The 1,980-nt window shown below is 71.2% G+C and carries 4 protein-coding genes; all 4 read right to left on the bottom strand.

What is annotated here, in order from left to right:
• Positions 1-271 (bottom strand): DUF5361 domain-containing protein (locus KCH_RS42375; RefSeq protein WP_035860381.1); only part of this gene is annotated, 271 nt, incomplete at its 3' end.
• A gap of 50 nt (positions 272-321) precedes the next feature.
• The gene (locus KCH_RS07205; protein WP_035860378.1) at positions 322-666 is read right to left on the bottom strand and encodes a hypothetical protein; all 345 of its coding nucleotides are present in this window, start codon (positions 664-666) and stop codon (positions 322-324) included.
• A 91-nt stretch (positions 667-757) separates the two neighbouring features.
• Positions 758-1,543 carry a phage tail tube protein gene (locus KCH_RS07200; protein WP_035860375.1) on the bottom strand — a complete coding sequence of 262 codons (786 nt, stop codon included), beginning with the start codon at positions 1,541-1,543 and terminating at the stop codon, positions 758-760.
• A gap of 17 nt (positions 1,544-1,560) precedes the next feature.
• Complete coding sequence (locus tag KCH_RS07195; protein WP_035860371.1) at positions 1,561-1,956, bottom strand: DUF3168 domain-containing protein; 396 nt, start codon at positions 1,954-1,956, stop codon at positions 1,561-1,563.
• Positions 1,957-1,980: the final 24 nt, after the last annotated feature.

Below are 1,980 nucleotides of genomic sequence, written 5' to 3'. Positions count from 1 at the left end.
CCCGGGCCTGGTCCGTGGCGGCGTCGGCCTGGGGGTCTCGGACGGCCGGCCGCGGGTACGGCCGGGGCCGGGCGGCGCTCTTGTCGCCGGCGCGCTGCCAGTTCGCTTGCGCGAGGACGTCGAACACGTCGGCGAGCAGGTACTCGGTCGTCCCCCAGGCGGGGCGGCCGGCGATCGCGGTCCGCAGCCGCGAGGTGGGCGGCAACCCCCGGATCAGGGACCGCAGTTCGCGCCAGGTCAGCTCGCCGGTGAACAAATGTTTCAGGCGCACGCCCGGGTAGTGGGCGGGCAGGTCGGCCTCGATGGCCTCCCCGAACTCGGCTAGGAGTCGGCGGAGGCCGGCGATTCCCCCACCGTCATGCCGCAGTGCTTCTGGTAGGCGTCGAACAGCGCCTTGACCTTGAAGCCGGGCAGCGGTGTCTTCTGGAACTCCGCCCAGTTGTCGTCGCTGCCGAGCGCGATGCGCAGGGTGCCCATGATGGCCTCGATGCCGGGGCCGCCGGTGACCTTGAGGCCCTCCCAGATGTCCAGGCCCTGCAAGTGGGCGAACGACCAGCGGCGGCCGGCCCAGTGGACGACGAACGGGGTGAGGTTGACCTCGGCCTGGACGGCGTCGAGGTTGAAGTCGAAGGGCTGGTCGTCCGGCCGGACGGTCTTGGTGCTCATGCGCGGTGTCTCCTCGTCGGTGCGCGCGGTGGGGTGGTTGTCCGGGGCGGGCGGACCGCGCAGCTCGCCCGCCCCGGGGTCTGGCAGGGCGTCAGGACACGGTGACCGCGCAGGTCCCGGAGACGCCCATGTAGGTGGCGGTGATGGTGGCGGTGCCAGCCGCGACGCCGGTGACGTAGCCGTACCGGACCGTCGCCTTCGCGGCGGCCGACGTCGACCAGATGGTGGACGGGTGCAGGGTCACGTCCCGAGTCGTGGTGTCGGTCAGTGTCGCGGTGGCGGCCAGCGAGCCGATCTGTCCGGCCGTCAGCGACTTCGTGGCCGGCGCGATGGCCAGGGAGGCGACGGCCAGGGACGTCTGCTGCACGAACAGCGTCGCGGGGGTGGTGCTGGTGTCGGGGTAGATGACCGCGGCGAGCGTCACCTTCTGCAGGTCGGTCTCGTTCTGGTCGACGTCGCCGTCCACGGCGACGATCGCGTGCCCGGCGGTGATCTTCCGGTAGACGATCCCGACCTCCGGATCGCGGGTCTCGAAGGCGACCAGCACCGGGACCGGCTTCGGGACGACGATCGCAGTCGGCGTTGAGCCCGGCCAGATCAGCGACCGGGTGGTGGGGTTGTCCTCCAGCACGGAGAACTTCTTCGTGAACTTGAAGTGCGTGCGCGAGGAGCGCACGATGTCGCCGCCCCAGGCGAACTTGTCGTTGGTGTCCTCGTCGCGGGTCTCGGGGAAGCCGTCGTCGCCGTCGAGCAGGCCGACGAGCGACCAGCCAGCGCCGAAGGCGGTGTTCGCGTCGGCGGGGAGCGCGGTGCCGAGCGGTGCGATCCAGACGTCGGCGTTGGCCCAGAGCCTCGCGTTGCTGGTGTCTCCGGACATGCCGGACCTCCTGATCGTCAGGTGAGTTGGACGGGACGGACGTTGGCCGTCACCGTGCACGTGGACAGGTCCACGGCGGAGTCGGGGTCGAGCGCCGGCACCGGGCCGAGCGCGGGCCGCACCGAGCGGATGACGGGCCCGTTGTGGACGACCATCAGGCCCTGGACGAGCTGGGCGAGGTCGTGTGCCTGGTCCGGGTCGGCGTGCCACATGGTGAGCCGCAGCGTCACCCTGCTGTTGGCCATCGACGGATCCGGGATCGCGCCGTCGAGGCGGACCAGGACGTAGGGCAGGTGCGGGTCCTCGGGTCGGCGGCCGTCCGGGACGCGGGTGCCGACCGTCGCCCCCGCCGCGTACGGCTCCGCGCGCCCGGCGAGGGCGGCGCGCAGGTACGTAATAACTTCGTATAGCATACATTATACGAAGTTATACGACGC

Source organism: Kitasatospora cheerisanensis KCTC 2395 (assembly GCF_000696185.1).
In the GTDB taxonomy this organism is placed as follows: domain Bacteria; phylum Actinomycetota; class Actinomycetes; order Streptomycetales; family Streptomycetaceae; genus Kitasatospora; species Kitasatospora cheerisanensis.
This window is presented reverse-complemented; position numbering and strand designations above follow the sequence as displayed.